Origin of the sequence: Streptomyces tricolor, assembly GCF_002155905.1 — a bacterium.
GTDB lineage: Bacteria > Actinomycetota > Actinomycetes > Streptomycetales > Streptomycetaceae > Streptomyces > Streptomyces tricolor.
This window is the reverse complement of sequence record NZ_MUMF01000935.1, coordinates 1-524: the sequence shown is the minus strand read 5'-3', so window position 1 is coordinate 524 and position 524 is coordinate 1. Positions and strand designations below refer to the sequence as shown.

The 524-nt window shown below is 74.8% G+C and carries 1 protein-coding gene; it reads right to left on the bottom strand.

Annotated elements, in window-relative coordinates:
* On the bottom strand, positions 1-524 hold a 524-nt coding region (locus CCN44_RS41630; protein WP_143650462.1), incomplete at both ends, for an iron-containing redox enzyme family protein.

Here is a 524-nt window from a genome sequence, read left to right as displayed (position 1 = left end):
GGCGCATCGCCTCGGCCAGCCGGCGGGAGCCGGGCGAGGAGGTGATCTCCACCTCGGCGAAGTGGCCCACCAGCGCGCCGCGCAGCTCGCGGTGCAGGCCGAACAGGGACATCAGGTTGACCACGGCCAGCATCTCGGCCGGGGCCGCGTCCAGATGACGGCCGTAGGCGGTGTCCAGTCCCAGGTCCGTCATCAGGTCGGCGAACAGGCGCGCGTGCACCCGCTCCGCCCGGCCGCCGCCGAACTCGTCGTACTCCACCGCGGCCATCGCCGCCTTGGCCCGGCCCCACAGCCGCGGCAGCACCCAGGCGTGCGGGTCGGCCTCCTTCAGGTGGTACAGCGAGCGCAGCGCCGCGTACTCCCGCAGCTGCCACAGCTCGCCCTCGTCGCACAGGAAGTGGGTGACCCCCGTGCCGTCGGCCGGCTCGACCAGGAGGGCGCCGAGCGCCTCGTCCAGGCTGTCGTGGACCGGGGTGTCGGACCGCAGCGCGGACCGGAAGCGCCGTTCCAGCGCCGCGCGGACG